Below are 20,089 nucleotides of genomic sequence, written 5' to 3'. Positions count from 1 at the left end.
ACGTCATGTCAGCGCACTTCCTTCAGTTCACGGTATGCGGCCACGAGGGCGGCGGTTGACGCGTCGAGGCCGGGTACCTCGGCGCCTTCGGTGAGGGCGGGCTCGACCCGCCTGGCGAGCACCTTGCCCAGCTCGACGCCCCACTGGTCGAAGGAGTCGATGTTCCAGACGGCGCCCTGGACGAACACCTTGTGCTCGTACAGCGCGATCAGCTGACCGAGGACCGACGGGGTCAGTTCCTTCGCCAGGATCGTCGTGGTGGGGTGGTTGCCCTTGAACGTCTTGTGGGTGACCAGTTCCTCCGGGACACCCTCGGCGCGCACCTCGTCAGGCGTCTTGCCGAACGCCAGCGCCTGCCCCTGCGCGAACAGGTTGGCCATCAACAGGTCGTGCTGCGCCTTGAGCTCGTCGCTCAGCTCGGCCACGGGCTTGGCGAAGCCGATGAAGTCCGCCGGGATCAGCTTGGTGCCCTGGTGGATCAACTGGTAGTACGCGTGCTGCCCGTTGGTGCCGGGCGTGCCCCACACCACCGGTCCGGTCTGCCACTCGACGGGCCGGCCGTCGCGCTGCACCGACTTGCCGTTGGACTCCATGTCGAGCTGCTGGAGGTACGCCGTGAACTTCGACAGATAGTGGCTGTACGGCAGTACCGCGTGCGACTGGGCGCCCAGGAAGTTGCCGTACCAGATACCCAACAGGCCCAGGAGCAGCGGGGCGTTGGCCTGGGCGGGGGCGGTGCGGAAGTGCTCGTCGACGATGCGGAAGCCGTCGAGCATCTCCCGGAAGCGGTCCGGGCCGATGGCGATCATCAGCGAGAGGCCGATCGCGGAGTCGTACGAGTAGCGGCCGCCGACCCAGTCCCAGAACTCGAACATGTTGTCCGGGTCGATCCCGAACTCGGTGACCTTGCCGCCGTTCGTCGACAGCGCCACGAAGTGCCGGGCGACCGCCTTCTCCTCGCCACCCAGGCCGTTGAGCAGCCAGGAGCGGGCCGAGGTGGCGTTGGTGATCGTCTCGATGGTGGTGAACGTCTTGGACGCGACGATGAACAGCGTCTCCGCCGGGTCCAGGTCGCGCACGGCCTCGTGAAGGTCGGAACCGTCGACGTTGGAGACGAACCGGAGGGTCAGCGAGCGGTCCGTGAACGCGCGCAGCGCCTCGTACGCCATCGCCGGGCCCAGGTCGGAGCCGCCGATGCCGATGTTGACGACATTGCGGATACGACGGCCCGTATGGCCGGTCCACTCGCCGGAGCGGACCCGGTCGGCGAAGCGGCCCATCTTGTCGAGCACGGCGTGCACCTGCGGCACCACGTTCTCGCCGTCGACCTCGACGACCGCGTCGGCCGGGGCGCGCAGCGCGGTGTGCAGGACGGCCCGGTCCTCGGTGAGGTTGATCTTCTCGCCGCGGAACATGGCGTCACGCAGGCCGAACACGTCGGTGGCGGTGGCCAGTTCCTGGAGCAGGGCCAGTGTCTCGTCCGTGATCAGGTGCTTGGAGTAGTCGACTCGCAGATCGCCGACGCGTACCACGTAGCGCTCCGCGCGTCCCGGGTCCGTCGCGAACAACTCCCGCAGCTGCGCGAGCCCCTCGGCGCGGTGGTCCTCCAGGGCGGTCCACTCGGGCCGCCGGGTGAGGTTCGGGGTGTCGGACATCAGCCGTTCTCCTTGGTGGCCTCGCCCCGCAGGGCGACGGCGTACATCTCGTCCGCGTCGAGGCGCCGCAGCTCCTCGGCGATCAGTTCGGAGGTGGTGCGGACCTTCAGCGCGAGGGTGCGCGAGGGCTGGCCGGGCAGCGACAGCGTGGCCAGCGGGCCCTCGGGGCGGTCGATGACGATCTCGCCGTGCGCGGTGCCCAGCCGGACAGCCGTGACGACCGGACCGTCGGTGACCACGCGGTCGACCGTGACGCCGAGGCGGGCCTCCAGCCAGCGGGCCAGCAGCTCGGCGGCCGGGTTCTCCTCCTCGGCCTCCACGGCCGCCGAGGTGATCTTCGCGCGGGCCTGGTCGAGGGCGGCGGCCAGCATCGAACGCCACGGCGTGAGCCGGGTCCAGGCGAGGTCGGTGTCGCCGGGCGCGTAGGAGCGGACCCGGGCCTTCAGTACGTCCAGGGGGTTCTCCACGGCGTACAGGTCGGTGATCCGGCGCTGTGCCAGCGCGCCCAGCGGGTCCTTCGCCGGGTTGTCCGGGGCCTCCACCGGCCACCACACCACGACCGGCGCGTCCGGCAGCAGCAGCGGCAGTACGACGGAGTCGGCGTGGTCGGACACCTCGCCGTAGGTCCGCAGGATCACCGTCTCGCCGGTGCCGGCGTCGGCGCCCACCCGGACCTCGGCGTCCAGGCGCGAGCTGGTGCGGTCGCGCGGGGTGCGGGCGTGCCGCTTGATGACGACCAGGGTGCGCGAGGGGTGCTCGTGCGAGGCCTCCTCGGCGGCCTTGATCGAGTCGTAGGCGTTCTCCTCGTCCGTGACGATGACCATCGTCAGGACCATGCCCACGGCAGGAGTGCCGATGGCGCGGCGTCCCTGCACCAACGCCTTGTTGATTTTGCTTGCCGTGGTGTCGGTCAGGTCGATCTTCATGGCCTGCGCCAGCTCCGTCCGTCTCGTGCGAGCATCTCGTCGGCTTCCTTCGGACCCCAGCTGCCCGACGCGTACTGCGCGGGCTTGCCGTGCCGTGCCCAGTACGCCTCGATCGGGTCGAGGATCTTCCAGGACTCTTCCACTTCCTGGTGACGGGGGAACAGGTTGGCGTCGCCCAGGAGGACATCCAGGATGAGTCGCTCGTACGCCTCCGGGCTGGACTCGGTGAACGACTCGCCGTAGGCGAAGTCCATCGAGACGTCCCGGATCTCCATCGAGGTGCCCGGCACCTTGGAGCCGAACCGCACCGTCATGCCCTCGTCCGGCTGGACGCGGATGACGATGGCGTTCTGCCCGAGCTCCTCGGTGGCCGTGGAGTCGAAGGGGGAGTGCGGGGCGCGCTTGAAGACGACCGCGATCTCGGTGACCCGGCGGCCCAGGCGCTTGCCGGTGCGCAGATAGAACGGGATGCCCGCCCAGCGCCGGTTGTCGACCTCCAGCCTGATGGCCGCGTACGTGTCGGTCTTCGACTGCGGGTCGATGCCCTCCTCCTGGAGGTACCCGGGCACCTTCGCGCCGCCCTGCCAGCCCTGCGCGTACTGCGCCAGCACGGTGTGCTCGCCGATCTTCTCCGGCAGCCGTACCGACTTCAGCACCTTGAGCTTCTCGGTGAGCAGCGACTCGGCGTCGAAGGCGATCGGCTCCTCCATGGCGGTGAGGGCCATGAGCTGGAGGAGGTGGTTCTGGATGACGTCACGGGCGGCGCCGATGCCGTCGTAGTAGCCGGCCCGGCCGCCGATGCCGATGTCCTCGGCCATCGTGATCTGCACGTGGTCCACGTACGACCGGTTCCAGACGGGCTCGTACATCTGGTTGGCGAAGCGCAGCGCCAGGATGTTCTGGACGGTCTCCTTGCCCAGGTAGTGGTCGATCCGGAACACCTGCTCCGGGTCGAACACGTCGTGCACGAGCGCGTTGAGATCCCGCGCGCTGGCCAGGTCGCTGCCGAACGGCTTCTCGATCACCGCGCGCCGCCAGGAGCCCTCCGGGGCCTTCGCCAGTCCGTGCTTCTTCAGCTGCCGGACGACCTTCGGGAAGAACTTCGGCGGTACGGAGAGATAGAAGGCGTAGTTGCCGCTGGTGCCCCGGGAGGCGTCCAACTCGTCGACCGCGGACCGCAGTTGCTTGAAGGCGGTGTCGTCGTCGAAGTCGCCGGGGATGAACCGCATGCCCTCGGCGAGCTGCTGCCAGACCTCCTCACGGAACTCCGTCCGCGCGTGCTCGCGTACCGAGTCGTGCACGACCTGCGCGAAGTCCTGGTCCTCCCAGTCCCGCCGGGCGAACCCGACGAGCGAGAAGCCCGGCGGCAGCATGCCGCGGTTGGCCAGGTCGTACACGGCCGGCATCAGCTTCTTGCGGGACAGGTCGCCGGTGACACCGAAGATGACGAGCCCGGACGGACCGGCGATCCGGGGCAGACGCCGGTCCTGGGGGTGGCGGAGCGGGTTCTCCCACTCGGCGGCCTCGGTGGCCGCGACGGCCTCGGTGGCCGCAGCGAGGGCCTCAGCGGCAGAAGTCTCGATGGCAGAAGTTTCGATGGCAGGAGTCCCGGTCATTCCGCGTCCACCCCCTTGCTGTCCAGCGACTTGGTGACGGTGGCCAGCAGGTCGTTCCAGGCCGCCTCGAACTTGGCGACGCCCTCGTCCTCCAGCTGCTGCACGACCTCGTCGTAGGAGATCCCGAGCGCCTCTACGGCGGCCAGGTCGGCGCGCGCCCGGTCGTAGCCGCCGGTGACGGTGTCGCCGGTGATCTCGCCGTGGTCGGCGGTGGCGTTCAGCGTCGCCTCCGGCATCGTGTTGACGGTGCCGGGCGCGACCAGCTCGTCGACGTACAGGGTGTCCTTGTACGCGGGGTCCTTCACACCGGTCGAGGCCCACAGCGGGCGCTGCCTGTTGGCCCCGGCGCCGGCGAGGGCGGTGAAGCGCTCCCCGCCGCGTATCGAATTGTCGGCAGAGCCGAACCTCTCCTCGTACGCCTCGTAGGCGAGCCGCGCGTTGGCGAGCGCGGCCTTCCCCTTGAGGGCGAGCGCCTCGTCCGTGCCCAGCACGGTGAGCCGCTTGTCGATCTCGGAGTCGACGCGGGAGACGAAGAAGGAGGCGACGGAGTGGATGGTCGAGAGGTCGACGCCGTTCGCGGCGGCCTTCTCCAGACCGGCCAGGTAGGCGTCCATGACCTCGCGGTAGCGCTCCAGCGAGAAGATCAGCGTGACGTTGACGCTGATGCCGAGGCCGATGACCTCGGTGATCGCGGGGAGACCGGCCTTCGTCGCCGGGATCTTGACCATGACGCCCGGGCGGTCGACGAGCCAGGCGAGCTGCTTGGCCTCGGCGATGGTCGCCGGCGTGTTGTGGGCGAGGCGGGGGTCGACCTCGATGGAGACCCGGCCGTCGCGGCCGTTCGACGCCGTGTATACGGAATGCAGGATATCGGCGGCGGCACGCACATCGGCCGTCGTCATCATCCGGACGGCCTCCTCGACCGTGACGCCCCGCAGCGCGAGGTCGGTCAGCTGCTCCTCGTACCCCTCGCCGGAGCCGATGGCGGCCTGGAAGATGGACGGGTTGGTGGTGACACCCACGACGTTCTTGTTCTCGACGAGCCCGGCGAGGTTCCCGGACTCGATCCGCCGCCGTGACAGGTCGTCCAGCCAGATGGAGACGCCCTCGTCGGACAGGCGCTTGAGTGCTCCCGCGGTCGCGGTTGCTTCGGTCACAGTGATCATCTTCTTTCTGGCGATCGGATCAACCGCGCGCGGCGGCGAGGGATTCCCTGGCTGCTGCGGCGACGTTCTCGGCGGTGAAGCCGAACTCGGCGAAGAGGGTCTTGGCGTCGGCGGAGGCGCCGAAGTGCTCGAGGGAGACGATGCGTCCGGCGTCACCGACGTACCGGTACCAGGTCAGTCCGATCCCGGCCTCGACCGCGACACGCGCCTTCACGGCCGGGGGCAGCACGCTCTCGCGGTACGCGCGGGGCTGCTCCTCGAACCACTCCACGGACGGCATCGACACCACGCGGGTGCCGAGCCCCTCGGCCTCCAGCAGCTCCCGGGCGGCCACGGCGAGCTGCACCTCGGAGCCGGTGGCGATCAGCACGACGTCCACGGCTGCGGACGAGGAGTCCTTCAGCACATACCCGCCCTTCGCCGCGTCGGGGTTCACGGGGTAGGTCGGCACACCCTGACGCGTGAGCGCGAGGCCGTGCGGGGCCGGGCTGGTGGCGTGCCTCTTCAGGATCTCGGCCCAGGCCACGGCCGTCTCGTTGGCGTCCGCCGGGCGGACGACGTTCAGGCCCGGGATGGCCCGCAGCGACGCGAGGTGCTCGACCGGCTGGTGGGTGGGGCCGTCCTCGCCGAGGCCGATGGAGTCGTGCGTCCACACGTATGTGACGGGCAGCTGCATCAGCGCGGCCATCCGGACGGCGTTGCGCATGTAGTCGGAGAACACCAGGAAGGTGCCGCCGTAGATCCGCGTGTTGCCGTGCAGCGCGATGCCGTTCATCTCGGCGGCCATCGAGAACTCGCGGATGCCGAAGTGGACCGTACGGCCGTACGGGTCCGCCTCGGGCAGCGGGTTGCCCTCGGGGAGGAAGGAGGAGCTCTTGTCGATGGTGGTGTTGTTCGAGCCGGCCAGGTCGGCGGAGCCGCCCCACAGCTCGGGCAGGACCGCGCCGAGGGACTGGAGCACCTTGCCGGAGGCGGCGCGGGTGGCGACGGCCTTGCCCTCCTCGAAGACCGGGACCGAGGACTCCCAGCCCTCGGGGAGCTGGCCGGCGACCACGCGGTCGAAGAGCTCGGCCCGCTCCGGCTGGGCGCCGCGCCACTCGTCGAGCTGCTTGTCCCAGGCCGCGTGCGCCTCGGCGCCCCGGTCCAGGGCCCGGCGACTGTGGGCGAGGGCCTCGTCGGCGACCTCGAAAGAGCGCGCCGGGTCGAAGCCGAGGAGACGCTTGGTGGCCGCGATCTCGTCGTCGCCGAGGGCGGAGCCGTGGGAGGCCTCGGTGTTCCGCGCGTTCGGGGCGGGCCAGGCGATGATCGTGCGCATCGCGATGATGGAGGGCCGCTCGGTCTCGCCCTGGGCGGCCTTGAGGGCCGCGTGGAGGGCGGCCACGTCGATGTCGCCGTCGGCGGCGGGCTCGATGCGCTGGGTGTGCCAGCCGTAGGCCTCGTACCGCTTCAGGACGTCCTCGGAGAAAGCGGTCGCGGTGTCGCCCTCGATGGAGATGTGGTTGTCGTCGTAGAGGAAGACCAGGTTGCCGAGCTTCTGGTGGCCCGCGAGGGAGGAGGCCTCGGCGGAGACGCCTTCCTCCAGGTCGCCGTCGGAGACGATCGCCCAGATGGTGTGGTCGAAGGGGGACTCGCCCTGCGGTGCCTCGGGGTCGAACAGGCCGCGCTCGTAGCGGGCGGCCATGGCCATGCCCACGGCGTTGGCGGCGCCCTGTCCGAGCGGCCCGGTGGTGGTCTCGACGCCGGCGGTGTGCCCGTACTCGGGGTGACCGGGCGTCTTGGAACCCTGGGTCCGGAACGCCTTCAGGTCGTCGAGCTCGACCTCGTACCCGGCCAGGTAGAGCTGGGTGTAAAGGGTGAGCGAGGTGTGGCCGGGGGACAGGACGAACCGGTCACGGCCGGTCCACTCCGGATCCGCCGGGTCGTGGCGCATCACCTTCTGAAAGAGCGTGTACGCGGCCGGGGCCAGGCTCATCGCGGTGCCCGGGTGTCCGTTCCCGACCTTCTGCACGGCGTCGGCCGCCAGCAGGCGGGCGGTGTCGACGGCACGCCGGTCGAGTTCGGTCCATTCGAAGCGGTCCGGTGTCTGCGTGCTCATCTTCAAGAAGTCCTCGGTTGGAGCGGGGAAGCTGCTCTGACGCGTTCAAATCTAAAAGTCTGACTTTTACGGAGGAAGGTCGAGGTGTGTCAGCCTGTGGTGAAAGTGGGACACGGACGGCTTGAGCAAGGCGGCACGAGTAGGACATGGCGGACAGACCCATCCAAGGCGGAGACGGCGACGGCGGTGTGAACGGGATCAGAACCTTCCCCTTTCCCATCGAGCTCAGCGTCGGCGGTGTCGGCATGCAGGTCGGCCCGATGGGTCCGCACCGCACCTGGCACGCGGCCGCCCCGCTGCACCGCGTCCACCGGATCGACTTCCATGTCGTGATGCTCTTCGACAAGGGACCGGTCCGCCACATGATCGACTTCGCGGAGTACGAGGCGTACGCCGGCGACGTGCTCTGGATCCGCCCGGGCCAGGTCCACCGCTTCTCCAGGGCGAGCGGGTACCGCGGAACCGTCCTCACCATGCAACCGGGCTTTCTGCCGCGGGCGACGGTGGAGGCGACCGGGCTGTACCGCTACGACCTGCCGCCGTTGCTGCACCCCGACACGGCGCAACTGGCGGGGCTGGGAGCGGCACTGGCGCAGCTGCGGCGCGAGTACAAGGACACGGCGACCCTCCCCCTGAGCCTGCACACGGCCGTGCTCCGCCACTCCCTGACGGCCTTCCTGCTGCGTCTGGCCCATCTGGCGGCGAGCTCGCAGGAGGCGGCGCGGGGGCCGTCGGACACGACCTTCACCCTGTTCCGGGACGCGGTGGAGAAGGAGTTCGCGACGAACCACAGCGTCAGCGCGTACGCCGACACTCTCGGCTACTCCCGCCGCACCCTGGTCCGCGCGGTGCGCGCCGCGACCGGGGAGACGCCCAAGGGGTTCATCGACAAGCGGGTCGTCCTGGAGGCGAAACGGCTTCTCGCGCACACCGACCTGCCGATCGGGCGGGTGGGCGCGGCGGTGGGGTTCCCGGACGCGGCGAACTTCTCGAAGTTCTTCCAGCTGCACGCGGGGCAGACCCCGGCGGGGTTCCGGGCGGAACTGCGATGAGGGGCCCCGACCCGCGGAGCCCCTCACCCAAGTGATGTGTCAGTGACCGAAGTTGAACCAGTTCACGTTCACGAAGTCCGTCGGCTGCCCGCTCGTGAAGGTCAGATACACATCGTGTGTGCCCGTCACCGAGCTGATGTTCGCCGGCACGGTCCGCCAGGTCTGCCAACCGCCCGTGCCCGCCAGGGCGAAGCTCCCGACCGGCGCGTTGCTGCGGCTGTCCAGCCGGACTTCGACCAGCCCGCTCACGCCCGAGGCCGCACCGCTGGCGACCCGGGCGACGAACTGGGTGGCCGCCGTGGAGCCGAAGTTGACGTTCTGGTAGAGCGCCCAGTCGCCGTTGGCGAGGTGGCCGATGTTCTGGCCGCCGCCGGTGTCGGTCGTGGTCTCGGTGCTCACACCGCTCTGGCTGTTGTACGACTCGGCCTGGATCGCCGCGTAGGCGTCACGCGAGCCCGTCGGGGGCGGGGTGGTGCCGCCCCCGGCGGCCGACAGCACCTGGACGTAGTCGACGGTCATCGGCACGCCGGACTGGGTGCCGCTGTCCAGGCCGCCGCCGAACGCGTCCGGGAAGGCGCCGCCCATCGCCACGTTGAGGATGATGAAGAAGCCGTGGTTGGTGGCGTTGGACCAGGTCGTCGCGTCCACCTGGCTCGCGTTGACGGAGTGGAACTGGGTGCCGTCCACGAGGAAGCGGATGGTCTCCGGAGTGACCGAGCGGTCCCATTCCATGGTGTAGGTGTGGAACGCCGACTGGCAGGTCGAGCCCGGACACGGGGTGTTGTTGCCGATGCCCGTCGTCTCGTTGCACGGGCCGCCGGGGTTGGTGCCGCAGTGCATCGTGGCCCACACGCGGTTCATGCCCTGGACGTTCTCCATGATGTCCAGCTCACCGACGCTCGGCCAGTTCTGGTAGTTGCCCCGGTAGGGCGCGCCCAGCATCCAGAACGCCGGCCAGTACCCCTCGGCCGCCGTGCCGGTGACGTTGGGCATCTGGATGCGTGCCTCGACGCGCAGCTTCCCGCCGGACGGGGGCTGGAAGTCGGTGCGGTTCGTCTCGATGCGGCCGGACGTCCAGTTGCCGGACGCGTTGCGGATCGGGGTGATGCGGAGGTTGCCGTTGCCGTCGAGCGAGACGTTGGACGTGCTGTTCGTCATCGTCTCGACCTCGCCGGTGCCCCAGTTGGCGGGGCCGCCCGGGTAGCCGGTGCCGGTCGCGTACTGCCAGTTGGAGGTGTTGACGCCGGTGCCCGCGGTGCCGTTGAAGTCGTCGACGAAGACCTGCGTCCAACCCGTGGGAGGCGTGGGCGCGTTGGCGTTGGCGGGCAGGGTCGCGGCCGTGGCGAGGGCCGCCGCGAGACCGAACGTGGAGAGTACGGTGATCAGGGCGCGCCGGCGTCTGGATGGTCCGGAGGGTGCACTCATGGGGTGTGCCTCTCGGGTACGGGGTGGGATGCGCGGGTGACTCGACAGCGCGCCCGGAACCGTCTGAGAGCGCTCTCAAAGTGGGCCCAATGTGCTCTCGGCCACTCCGGCCGTCAAGAGGTGTAACCGTGAAAGTCCTTCGAGGGCGGGGGAGTTCACCCCATGAAGCCGCGAATGTGCCGAGAGGTCGCCTCGCCGGAGCGCGGACGGGCGTACCGTCGGACCTGGCCCCGAAGAAGTGGGGGAGCCATGAGCCGGCACTCCGTCACCGCACGCCATCTACGGCTGATGCTCGACGTCGTGGACGAGGCACGGCACGACGCGTCCGACGAGTTCCCGCCACCGGCCCTCCTCAGCGGGCTGGGACGGCTGGTCTCCTGCGACCTGGTCGAGTTCAGCGAGGTCGACCTCCCCACCCGCCGGGGGCTGGGCTACCAGGCGGTGCAGTACGGCGGCCCCTACCCGGAGTTTGGAAGCACCAGCACCCGCACTGCGTGGACGTGGAGCGCAGTCACGGGCACATGGAGGTCGCCCAGTTGACGGACTACATGCCGACCCTGGAGTTCCGCGACACGGCGCTCTACACCGAGTACATGCGGCCCTTCACCACCATGATGGTCGTCGCCCTGCCGACGGCGCCGGGACGCATCCGCATGTACTCCGTCTCCCGTGATCGCGACCGCCCGTTCAGCGACCGCGACCGGCTGACCCTCCAGCTCCTGCGTCCGCACATCGACGCCGTCCACCGCGAGGCGGCCCGCCGACGACGCGAGCCGGTGCGGCTCACCCCGCGCGAACTCGACGTCCTGCGGGCCGTGGCCAACGGATGGGGGACCGAGGACATCGCCGGGCAGTTCGTGGTCGCGCCGAGCACGATCCGCAAGCACCTGGAGAACATCTTCCGCAAGCTGGACGTCTCCAGCCGCACCGCGGCGGTTGCCCGTGTCTTCCCGGAACCCGTGGCGCCCCCGCCCTGACCTGCCCTACCGCGCGCTGCCCGCCTTCCAGTCCTCCCAGGACAGGTTCCAGCCGTTGAGCCCGTTGGCCGGATCGACGGTCCTCTCGCCGGAGTTCCTCACGATCACGACGTCGCCGAGCATCGAGCTCTCGTAGAACTTGTAGCCCGCGACGGAGCTGTCGTCCGCGCCCTTCGCGTCGTGCAGGCCGATGCAGCCGTGGCTGGTGTTCCGGCTGCCGAACACCGAGGCGGATGCCCAGTAGTTGCCGTGGACGAAGGTGCCGGAGGTGGTGAGGCGCTGGGCGTGCGGGACGTCGGTCACGGTGACCTCGACGGGGTCGCCGAACCCGGCCGTCCTGGTGCCGTCCGCGGGGCTCACCGAGACGACCGGCTTCTTCGTCGCGGCGACCTTCGCCGACGCCGACGGCTTCGCTCCTTCCGAGGCGTCCGCCGACCCGCCGCACCCGGTCAGCACCGCGGCCGGAACCATGCCCAGAACGGTGAGCACCCCGCGCCGCGACCACCTCTCGAAGGGCTGGTCGGACCGGTCCGATATGTGCGAGACGCCCACGACAGGCCTTCCTGAGATATCCGCCTTTGCGTGTGCATCCTGCGCCGTGCGGATGTGCTGATCCTTTGAATCCCCGGGCCGCTTCCTGAGATGCCGGTGAGGATCTGCGGGGGACTTGCCGCAGGGCCGCCGCACGGCAGGGGGACCCGGCGCCCTCGGCCGGGTCCCCCTGCGTGCCGGACGCCGTCAGGCGTGCGTCGTCACCCGTGGTGGTCGGGGTGCCTCCTCCTCGCTCAGCCCGAACCGGTCGTGCACCCGTCGCAGCGGCTTCGGTGCCCACCATGCCCGCCGCCCGAGCAGCGCCATCGTCGCCGGGACGAGCAGCATGCGGACGACGGTGGCGTCGATCAGCACCGCGAGGGTGAGGCCGAGTCCGATCTGGAGGATGGGGGAGAAGCCGCCCGTCATGAAGGCCCCGAAGACCACGGCGAGCAGGAGCGCGGCGCAGGTGACGACCCGCCCCGAGCGGCGCAGTCCGGTGACCACGGCCTCCTGGTCGTCGCCGGTGCGGCGCCGGGCCTCGCGCATCCGGGCCAGGATGAACAGCTCGTAGTCCATGGCGAGGCCGAAGGCGATCGCGATGATCAGCGGCGGGGCGGTCAGGCTCAGCGCACCGAGGCCCTCCGCGCCCAGCAGTCCGGCCAGGTGACCGTCCTGGAAGACCCACACCACCGCACCGAGCGCGGCACCCAGGCTGAGCAGGGTCGTGGCGATCGTGCGCAGCGGGATCAGCACCGACCCGGTGAACGCGAACAGGAGGAGGAAGATGCCGGCCAGGACGGTCACGGCCGCCCAGGGGGCCCGGTCGGCGAGCATCGCGCGGAAGTCGACGAGCCGTGCCGCCGGTCCGGTCACCTCGACCGGGTCGTCGCCCCGGATGTCCCGTACCCGCTCCACCAGATCGGTGGCCCCGTCGCCGTCCACGCTGCCGGGCGGCGGCAGTTCCACGACGGTGATGCCGCCCGGCACGTCCCGGGTCTCGGCGCGGGGGCTGAGCGACTGTATGCGGTCGACGGTCGACTGGTCCGTGCCCGGCTTCAGGACGACCGTCACCGGCGACACCCCGGTCCCGGGCGGGAAGTGGGCGTCGACGGTGTCGTACAGCTGTCGTGCCTCGGTGCTCGACGGCAGCTGCTGGGCGTCCCCGAGGTTGATCCGCATGCCTACGACCGGCAGGGCGAGCACCAGCAGGGCCGGGACGAGCACCGCGAGGACGGCGATCCGGTTGCGGGCGGAGAAGCGGGCCAGCCGGGCGAAGACGCGGCCCTCCTCGCCCTCCGGACGCACCTTCGCCGGCGGGATCTTCCCGCCGAACCGGGTGAGCAGCGCGGGCAGCAGGGTGAGTGCGGCCAGCATGTCGACGACTACCACGGCGGCCACGGCCAGACCCATGCTGCGCAGGAACACGCTGGGGAAGACCAGCAGCCCGGTCAGACTGACCGCCACGGTGAGCCCGGAGAACAGCACCGTCCGCCCGGCCGCGGCGACCGTGCGGTGCACGGCCTCGGTCACGTCGCGGGTGTTCCTGCGCTCCTCCCGGAACCGGACCAGCATCAACAGGGCGTAGTCCACGGCGAGTCCGAGGCCCAGCATGGTGGTGACCTGGATCGCGTACACGGAGATGTCCGTGACCTCGCTGAACAGGAACAGGGCGAGAAACGCGCCCGCGATGCCGCTCACCGCGATCACGAGGGGCAACGCGGCTGAGCGCAGCCCGCCGAACACCACGAGGAGCAGGGCGAGGACGACAGGAAGGGAGATCAACTCGGCGTTCTTCACGTCCTCCTGGGCCTTCTCGCCGATCTGCAGACCGAGCAGCGGGCCGCCGCTGACGTGGACCTCGGGCGCGTCGATCGCCTTGATGCGGTCGGTCGCGTCGTCGACCGTCCGTTCCTCGGCGTCGTCGTCCAGTCCGCCCTCCAGGGCGACGGGGATGATGAGCGCCCGTCCGTCCTCGGCGAGCAGGCCGGGCGTCTCGTACGGATCCGGCACCGCGGCGACCCCGGCGACCTCCCGGACCTCGGCGACGGCCCGCTCCACCTGGGCGCGAAGTCCCGGGTCGGAGACGGCGGTTCCCTCGACGACGGCCGTGATCGACTCACCGGCGGGGTCGACCCGGTCGAGATACTGCGCGGCGGCCTCCGACTCGGTGCCGGGGACCTCGGGCACGTTGTCCGACAGGCGCCCGAAGACGCCCGTACCGAGCCCGAAGCCGAGCAGCAGGAAGATCACCCAGAGCGCGATGACGGTGAGCGGACGGCGCGTGGCCGTCCTGGCGAGTGCGGAGAGCACGGTCCCTCCCGGCGGGGCATCGGTTGACATGCCCTCAGACTCGTGCGGGAGGGGGTGGTGCCGGATCGCCGGAGGGAGTGGTTTCCGGGGCTCCGTCGCGCGGGGGAGACGACCCTCCGTCTCACTCCCCGGAGGGAGGAATGAACCGCACCGGTACCGGAGTTGATCGGTTCACCGTCCGCGATCCCGAGGAGCCGCCATGTCCGACGCACCCGCCGTCCGTGAACTCCGTCTCGTCGTCACGGCCGACGACTACGACGAGGCCCTGCGTTTCTACCGCGACGTCCTCGGCCTGCCCGAACGTGCCGCGTTCTCCTCGTCCGACGGCCGGGTCACCATCCTCGAGGCCGGCCGGGCCACGCTGGAGATCACCGACCCGAACCATGCCGCGTTCATCGACGAGGTCGAGGTCGGGCGCCGGGTGGCCGGACCCATCCGGGTCGCCTTCGAGGTCGACGACTCCACCGCCACGACGGCGAGACTGGCCGAGGCGGGCGCCGAGGTGATCGCCGAACCGACCCGCACCCCCTGGAACTCCCTCAACTCCCGTCTGGAAGCGCCGGGCGCGCTCCAGCTCACCCTCTTCACCGAGCTGGGCGACCAGGCCTAGGACGCGCCCGGCGTCACCAGCCCGGTCTCGTACGCGCAGATCACCGCCTGCACCCGGTCCCTGAGCCCCAACTTGCCGAGCACATTGCTGACATGGGTCTTCACGGTGTGCTCGCTGACGAACAGGGACGTGGCGATCTCGGCGTTCGACAGGCCGCGGGCGAGCATCCGCAGGGTCTCCACCTCGCGCGCGGTCAGCACGTCCAGGCGACGCGGGGTGACGTCGGCCGTGGCCTCCTCCCGGCGCCGCTTCACGATGTCCGCGACCAGCCGCCGGGTCACCGCGGGCGCGAGCAGCGAGTCGCCGGCCGCGACCACCCGTACCGCGTGCACCAGGTCGTCGCGCCGTACGTCCTTCAGGAGGAAGCCGCTGGCGCCCGCGTACAGCGCCTCGTACACGTACTCGTCCAGGTCGAACGTGGTCAGCATGACGACCTTGCACGCGGACTGCGCGCACACCCGCCGGGCCGCCTCGAGGCCGTCCATCACGGGCATGCGGATGTCCAGCAGCAGTACGTCCGGCGTGTGCCGCTGCACCGCGGCGACCGCCTCCGCTCCGTCGCCGGCCTCGGCGACCACCTCGATGTCCGCCTGCGCCTCCAGGATCATGCTGAAGCCGCTGCGGACCAGCTCCTGGTCGTCCGCGACGACCACCCGGATGCTCACCCCGGCGCCGCCTGCCGGTCGCCCACCGGGAGGCGTACGACGACCCGGAACCCGCCGTCCGGACCCCGCCCGGTGCGCGCGTCACCGCCGCAGGCCGCGGCCCGCTCCCGGATGCCGATCAGCCCGTGTCCACCGTCCGGTACCGCGGTGCCCCGCCCGTCGTCCGTCACCGTCAGCGTCAACGCCTCCTCCGTCCAGTCGAGTTCGACGGTCGCGGAGGAAGCGTACGCGTGCTTGACCGTGTTGGTGAGGGCCTCCTGGATCACGCGGTAGACCGCGATGTCGGTGTCCGGCGGCAGCGGACGCGGCTCACCCGCGGCGCGCAACTCGACGCGCAGGCCTGTCGATTCGCGGACCTTCCGGACCAGCACGGGCAGCGCCTTGACACCCGGCTGCGGTGAAGTCCCGTTGCGCTGTTCCTCCTTGAGGACACCGAGGATCCGCCGCAGCTGCGACATGGCGTCCCGCCCGGCCGCCGCGATCGCCTCGAACGCGGCCTCCGCGCGCGCCGGATCACTGCGCACCACGACCGGACCGGCCTCGGCCTGCACCACCATCAGGCTCACCGCGTGGGCCAGGATGTCGTGCATGTCCCGGGCGATCCGGGCGCGTTCCTGCGCCGTCGCCCGTGCCGTGTCCGCGGCCCGCTCCCGTTCCAGCCGCCGGGCCCGGTCCTCCAGCTCGGCGGTGTAGGCGCGTTGGACGCGGGCCAGCATCCCGAGGGCGTACGCGCAGGCGACGCTCAGCAGCTGGAAGGCGTACTCGAAGGGCTGCGCGCCCTCCTTGTGGAACATGGTGACCGAGACGCCGATCGTCCAGCCCACCAGCATGAAGCGCCGCTGCCAGGGCGTGCCCCGGGCGGCCATGGTGTAGAGGACGACGAGACCGCCGTACATCACGTCCGGCGGCGGGGCGTGGTGGACGGCCTGGGCGGGGGTGGCCACCGACACCGCGCACGCCGTCACGAAGGGGGCGCGGCTGCGCCACACCAGCGGGACGGCCGTGGCCGCGCCGAGCAGCCAGCCGACCCGGGAGAGCGGGTCGTCCCCCTCGTCGGGGAAGAGCCACTGGAGCGAGGCGGCGAACAGCACGAGCGCGGCGAGCGCCGTGTCGACGACGTACGGACGCGTCGTACGCAGCCGAGCGGCGACCGGCGTGAACCAGGACTGGGCGGACATGAGCGGCTCCTCGGGGCAAGGGCCGTACCAGTATCGCGACGGGTGTGCCGCCGGGCCTCGCCGGTGAGAGGGATATCCGGGGCCTGTCAACCGCTGAGCGCGGACGGCCTCCACCCCAGCGCCCGCGATATCCCCCGCGCGGCCACCCGCACCGCCGGCACCAGCACCGGCACCTGCGCGTCGGTCTGCGGCACCACGATCGACACCGCGGCCACCACCGCGCCGCCCGTCCCGCGTACGGGGGCGGCGACCGAAAGGGCGTCGTCGGTGACCTGGCGGTCGCTCACCGCCACCCCCGTGCGGCGTACGTCGGCCAGGACCCGGCGCAACCGGGCCGGGTCGGTGAGGGTGTACGGGGTGAAGGATGTCAACGGGCCCGCGCAGTACCGCTCCTGGAGCTCCGGGCTCTCGTGTGCGAGCAGGGCGAGGCCGACGCCGGTGGCGTGCAGTGGCCAGCGGGCGCCGACCCGGATGTGGACGCCGACCGACGAACGGCCCGACAGCCACTCGATGTAGACGACTTCGGCGCCGTCCCGCACGGCCAACTGCACGTTCTCGTGGGTGGCTTCGTACAGGTCCTCCAGGTACGGCAGCGCGATCTGGCGCAGCGCGAGCCCGCGCGGGGCGAGCGCCGCGACCTCCCACAACCGCAGTCCGACGTGGTACACACCGGACTCGTCCCGCTCCAGGGCGCCCCACTCGGTGAGGGCGCCCACGAGCCGGTGGGCGGTGGTCAGGGTCAGCCCGGCCCGCCGGCTGATGTCCGTCAGGCTCAGTGCCGGGTGTTCGTGGTCGAACGCGGCGAGCACGGACAGCAGTCGGTCGGGTGCGGAGCGGACGGTCATGGCCGGGCGTCTCCCGGGTGGGCGAGGTCGTAGGGGCGGGGGTAGGCGGTGGGACGGTAGCTCAGGTACCGGGGCTCCGTCGTGGAATCTGCTTGTGCGGCACGGGAGTTGAGGGCCTCGGGCGAGGCGTCCCAGCGGCCGGTGTCGAGGCGGTGTTCCAGGGTGCGCAGGGCGCCGATCGTCTCACCCGTGGTGAAGGTGCAGTGGCCGGGGCTGTCGACGTAGGCCTGGCTGAGCAGCCTGCCGGAGTGCGCCGCCGTGGCCGCCCGTCGGTAGGCGCTCTCGGCCTGGACGGGGATCAGCGCGTCGCCGGTGGTGTGGATGTTCAGCTGGGGGTCGGTGAGCCGGCCCGAGAGCGCGCTGGTCTGCCGCATCCACCGAACGGCCTTGGCGTCGGCGGCTATCCGGGGTGCGCGGTTGAGGGCCCCGAGGTCGGTGCGCAGGGCGAGGCCGGCCTCCTTGTAGAGCTCCTTCACCTCTTTGAACAGCGGGGACCGGGCGAGCATCGCCGTGTAGTCGACGCCCGTGTTCCAGGACATGTTGCCGCCCGCTCGGCTCTCGGCCTCCTGCCGCCAGCTGAAGGCGGGCAGGTTCAAGAGGCCGGAGACCGCCGCGTACTGGTTGGCTTGCTGGGCGTTCCATTCGGTGGGGGCGGGCTCGGTCTGGGAGGGGTCGTTGTAGCCGGGGATGTTGTGCAGGGCGGCGGCCAGCGCGATACGGGCCCGGCCCTCGGGCGTCCGCTGGGCCTCGGCGACCTTCGCGGAGAGCGCGTTCGCGGCGCCGACGGCCGCCGACTGGTCGGCGAACCCGGCGAGTGGGATGTCGGCGTCCGGCGCGAGCAGCGTCTTGAGCGCGAACACCGGGTCCAGGGTGCTGTTCCAGTTCGCGACACCGCCCTGCACCAGACCGCACATCGACAGCGAGCCGTCGAACCGGTCGGCGTGCCGCTCGGCCAGGGCCGTCGTGACGAAACCGCCGTACGAGGTGCCCCAGGCGATGGTCTCGCGGGCTTTGCCGAACTTCTCCGTGAACAGGTCCAGCGTGGCCAGTTGGTCCGGCACGGCGTCGGTGATCGCCCAGCCGTTCGTCGCGTACGAGGAGCCGATGAGGGCGTAGCCCTCGTCGAGGAGCTCGGTGAGGGTGGCCGGACTGGGCGCGTTCTGCGCGGAGACGGGGGCGGCGGCGGGGCGGTAGCCGTGGCTGTAGAGCAGCACAGTGCCGTTCCAGTCGGCGGGGACGTCCATCAAGTACTTCGCACCGGAGGCGAGTTGGCCCTCGAGGTGGGTGTCCGTGGGGGCGGCCTGGGCGGGGACGGCGACGGCTGTGCACAGGGTCGCGGCGAGTACGGCGAGAGCGGTGGGGGTTCTCAACACGGGGTCCCTTCCGATGCGGGGGCGGGAGCGCGGGACGGAGTGAAGTTAGGTAGTCCCTGTATCGCCGTCAATCACTTGCACAACATCAGGTGAGTCCGTCCTCCGCGATCCGCAGCAGCAGTCCGTGCAGGACCTCCCGCTCGGCGGCGTCCAGCGGGTCCAGGAGCTCGTTCGTCACCCGCCGGCCCGCCTCGTCGGTGTCGCGCAGGAACGCGCGGCCGTCCTCGGTCAGGACGACGATCCGGCTGCGGCGGTCGTCGGGGGAGGGGCGCCGCTCGGCGAGGCCCAGCTTCTCCAGGTCGTCGACCAGGCCGACGATCGCGCTCGGGTCGTAGCCGAGCCGATTGCTCAGCTCGCGCTGGAGCGCGCCGTCGGAACCGGCGAGGAAGCGCATCAGCGCGTAGTGGCGCAGTCGCAGCCCCGATTCCTGGAGGAACGCGTTGAACAGCTGCCCCGAGCGCTGCCCCAGGCGGTAGAGCAGATAGCCCGCGTCGGCATGCAGCCCGCGCATCCACGGCTCGTCCGCGTCGATCAGGTTCGGGTTGGTGACGTGCTGGCGTGTGATGGCGGGCTCCCTGGGTCGGTCTGTCGTGCAGATTCCAGCATGACGCACCCGTAGGTCATCAACAACTATTGACGTCAACAATTATTGCTCTTAGCTTCGATCTCGGCAGCGGAGCCGCACGGCGGCCTCCGCACCACCCGCATCAGCTCGTGAAGGGACCTCCCCCGTGCCCAGCATCGATCTCTCCGGCAAGGTCGCCGTCGTCACCGGCAGCGGCCGGGGCCTCGGCCTCGCCTATGCGCACGCTCTGGCCGCCCACGGCGCGTCCGTGGTCGTCAACGACGTCGACGAGGCGGTGGCCGAGGCAGCCGTGAAGTCCATCACCGAGGCCGGCGGCAGCGCCGTCGCCGAGGTCGTCCCCGTCGGCACCACCGAGGCCGCCGAGCGGCTCGTGAACAGGGCCGTCGAGGAGTTCGGACGGATCGACATCCTGGTCACCAACGCGGGCATCCTGCGCGACAAGGTGCTCTGGAAGATGACCGACGACGACTTCGACGCGGTGATCACCACCCACCTCAAGGGCACCTTCACCTGCGCCCGCGCCGCCGCCGTCCGGATGCGCGAGCAGGGCGAGGGAGGCTCCCTGATCCTGGTCGGCTCCCCGGCCGGGCAGCGCGGCAACTTCGGGCAGACGAACTACTCCGCCGCCAAGGCCGGCATCGCCGCCTTCGCCCGCACCTGGTCCATGGAGCTGGGCCGGGCCGGCATCACCGTCAACGCGATCGTGCCGGTCGCCGCGACCGCGATGACCGAGACGATCCCGGCCTTCGCCCCGTACATCGACGCCATGAAGCAGGGCGAGCCGCTCCCGGACTTCCTCCGCAAGGGCGAGGGCTTCGGCACCCCCGAGGACTGCGCGGCCCTCGTCCCCTTCCTCGCCTCCGAGGCCGCCCGGGGCATCACCGGCCAGGCCATCGGCATCGGCGGCGACAAGGTGGCACTCTGGTCGCATCCGCAGGAGATCAAGACGGCCTACGCCGACGGCGGCTGGACCCCCGACACACTGGCCGACGCCTTCCCGACGTCGGTCGGCGCCGAACTCCAGTCCGTCGGCATCCCGGCGCCGAAGCTTCCGGAGGCGTGATGACTCGCTCGAC

Annotated in this window: 17 protein-coding genes and 1 pseudogene; 5 read left to right on the top strand and 13 right to left on the bottom strand. The window is 70.8% G+C overall.

Annotation, left to right across the window (positions count from 1 at the left end; translation table 11 throughout):
- Nucleotides 1-8: 8 nt before the first annotated feature.
- Genes pgi through tkt form a run of 5 tightly spaced genes read right to left on the bottom strand, consistent with a single transcriptional unit; the run spans nt 9 to nt 7,458 of the window.
- Nucleotides 9-1,655 carry a glucose-6-phosphate isomerase gene (gene pgi, locus QF037_RS09880; RefSeq protein WP_307023700.1) on the bottom strand — a complete coding sequence of 549 codons (1,647 nt, stop codon included), beginning with the start codon at nt 1,653-1,655 and terminating at the stop codon, nt 9-11.
- Nucleotides 1,655-2,581, bottom strand: a complete 927-nt coding sequence (opcA, locus tag QF037_RS09875; protein WP_307023698.1) for a glucose-6-phosphate dehydrogenase assembly protein OpcA — start codon at nt 2,579-2,581, stop codon at nt 1,655-1,657. Before opcA ends, pgi begins: the two co-directional genes overlap by 1 nt.
- On the bottom strand, nt 2,578-4,197 hold the full coding sequence (gene zwf, locus QF037_RS09870; protein ID WP_307023696.1) for a glucose-6-phosphate dehydrogenase: 1,620 nt from the start codon (nt 4,195-4,197) through the stop codon (nt 2,578-2,580). Before zwf ends, opcA begins: the two co-directional genes overlap by 4 nt.
- Nucleotides 4,194-5,363, bottom strand: a complete 1,170-nt coding sequence (gene tal, locus QF037_RS09865) for a transaldolase (RefSeq protein WP_307023695.1) — start codon at nt 5,361-5,363, stop codon at nt 4,194-4,196. The genes zwf and tal overlap by 4 nt, the downstream gene beginning before the upstream one ends.
- A gap of 19 nt (nt 5,364-5,382) precedes the next feature.
- Nucleotides 5,383-7,458 carry a transketolase gene (gene tkt, locus QF037_RS09860; protein WP_307023694.1) on the bottom strand — a complete coding sequence of 692 codons (2,076 nt, stop codon included), beginning with the start codon at nt 7,456-7,458 and terminating at the stop codon, nt 5,383-5,385.
- 146 nt (nt 7,459-7,604) lie between these two features.
- Between tkt and QF037_RS09855 the strand changes: the two genes are divergently transcribed.
- The gene (locus tag QF037_RS09855; RefSeq protein WP_307023693.1) at nt 7,605-8,510 is read left to right on the top strand and encodes a helix-turn-helix domain-containing protein; all 906 of its coding nucleotides are present in this window, start codon (nt 7,605-7,607) and stop codon (nt 8,508-8,510) included.
- Nucleotides 8,511-8,549: 39 nt separating this feature from the next.
- Here QF037_RS09855 and QF037_RS09850 read toward each other — a convergent pair whose 3' ends face one another.
- On the bottom strand, nt 8,550-9,935 hold the full coding sequence (locus QF037_RS09850) for a glycoside hydrolase family 16 protein (RefSeq protein ID WP_307023692.1): 1,386 nt from the start codon (nt 9,933-9,935) through the stop codon (nt 8,550-8,552).
- 249 nt (nt 9,936-10,184) lie between these two features.
- On the opposite strand from QF037_RS09850, the gene QF037_RS09845 reads away from it, so the two are divergent.
- Entirely contained in the window at nt 10,185-10,475 is a 291-nt protein-coding gene (locus QF037_RS09845) for a hypothetical protein (protein ID WP_307023691.1), read from the top strand.
- Nucleotides 10,436-10,912, top strand: a complete 477-nt coding sequence (locus tag QF037_RS09840) for a helix-turn-helix domain-containing protein (protein WP_307023690.1) — start codon at nt 10,436-10,438, stop codon at nt 10,910-10,912. The genes QF037_RS09845 and QF037_RS09840 overlap by 40 nt, the downstream gene beginning before the upstream one ends.
- A 6-nt stretch (nt 10,913-10,918) precedes the next feature.
- Here QF037_RS09840 and QF037_RS50920 read toward each other — a convergent pair.
- Both QF037_RS50920 and QF037_RS09830 read right to left on the bottom strand, forming a co-directional pair.
- A pseudogene (locus QF037_RS50920) lies at nt 10,919-11,248 on the bottom strand (hypothetical protein); the annotation flags it as partial.
- A gap of 402 nt (nt 11,249-11,650) precedes the next feature.
- A complete protein-coding gene (locus QF037_RS09830) occupies nt 11,651-13,756 on the bottom strand; it encodes an MMPL family transporter (protein WP_307037078.1) in 2,106 nt (701 codons plus the stop codon).
- Nucleotides 13,757-13,955: 199 nt separating this feature from the next.
- Here QF037_RS09830 and QF037_RS09825 point away from each other — a divergent pair, with 199 nt between their 5' ends.
- Nucleotides 13,956-14,366, top strand: coding sequence for a VOC family protein (locus QF037_RS09825; protein ID WP_307023688.1), 411 nt, complete (start codon nt 13,956-13,958; stop codon nt 14,364-14,366).
- Here QF037_RS09825 and QF037_RS09820 read toward each other — a convergent pair.
- The 5 genes from QF037_RS09820 to QF037_RS09800 form a co-directional block, all read right to left on the bottom strand.
- Nucleotides 14,363-15,031, bottom strand: a complete 669-nt coding sequence (locus QF037_RS09820) for a response regulator (protein WP_307023687.1) — start codon at nt 15,029-15,031, stop codon at nt 14,363-14,365. The genes QF037_RS09825 and QF037_RS09820 overlap by 4 nt on opposite strands.
- Nucleotides 15,028-16,209, bottom strand: coding sequence for a sensor histidine kinase (locus QF037_RS09815; RefSeq protein WP_307023686.1), 1,182 nt, complete (start codon nt 16,207-16,209; stop codon nt 15,028-15,030). The genes QF037_RS09820 and QF037_RS09815 overlap by 4 nt, the downstream gene beginning before the upstream one ends.
- Before the next feature lie 86 nt (nt 16,210-16,295).
- Nucleotides 16,296-17,054, bottom strand: a complete 759-nt coding sequence (locus QF037_RS09810; RefSeq protein ID WP_307023685.1) for an IclR family transcriptional regulator — start codon at nt 17,052-17,054, stop codon at nt 16,296-16,298.
- Entirely contained in the window at nt 17,051-18,424 is a 1,374-nt protein-coding gene (locus QF037_RS09805) for an alpha/beta hydrolase family protein (protein WP_307023684.1), read from the bottom strand. Before QF037_RS09805 ends, QF037_RS09810 begins: the two co-directional genes overlap by 4 nt.
- Nucleotides 18,425-18,512: 88 nt before the next feature.
- Nucleotides 18,513-18,938 carry a MarR family winged helix-turn-helix transcriptional regulator gene (locus QF037_RS09800; RefSeq protein ID WP_307037076.1) on the bottom strand — a complete coding sequence of 142 codons (426 nt, stop codon included), beginning with the start codon at nt 18,936-18,938 and terminating at the stop codon, nt 18,513-18,515.
- 220 nt (nt 18,939-19,158) lie between these two features.
- Between QF037_RS09800 and QF037_RS09795 the strand changes: the two genes are divergently transcribed.
- Nucleotides 19,159-20,076 (top strand): SDR family NAD(P)-dependent oxidoreductase, encoded by a 918-nt coding sequence (locus QF037_RS09795; protein WP_307023683.1) that lies wholly within the window; start codon nt 19,159-19,161, stop codon nt 20,074-20,076.
- Nucleotides 20,077-20,089: the final 13 nt, after the last annotated feature.

Origin of the sequence: Streptomyces canus, assembly GCF_030815415.1 — a bacterium.
GTDB lineage: Bacteria > Actinomycetota > Actinomycetes > Streptomycetales > Streptomycetaceae > Streptomyces > Streptomyces canus_F.
The sequence above is the reverse complement of the archived record's forward strand: the minus strand, read 5'-3'. Positions and strand labels throughout refer to the sequence as shown.